We start from the raw sequence: 203 nt of genomic DNA on the forward strand, positions 1-203 counted from the left end.
CGGTGGATGCCCTGGCAGTCAGAGGCGATGAAGGACGTGCTAATCTGCGAAAAGCGTCGGTAAGGTGATATGAACCGTTACAGCCGGCGATGTCCGAATGGGGAAACCCAGTGTGTTTCGACACACTATCATGTCATGAATACATAGTGGCATGAGGCGAACCGGGGGAACTGAAACATCTAAGTACCCCGAGGAAAAGAAAT

Annotated in this window: 1 rRNA gene; it reads left to right on the forward strand. The window is 51.2% G+C overall.

What is annotated here, in order from left to right:
• A 23S ribosomal RNA gene (locus OGY35_RS01045) occupies window positions 1–203 on the forward strand; the annotation flags it as partial.

Source organism: Citrobacter sp. Ct235 (genome assembly GCF_030332305.1).
Lineage (GTDB): Bacteria > Pseudomonadota > Gammaproteobacteria > Enterobacterales > Enterobacteriaceae > Citrobacter_A > Citrobacter_A telavivensis.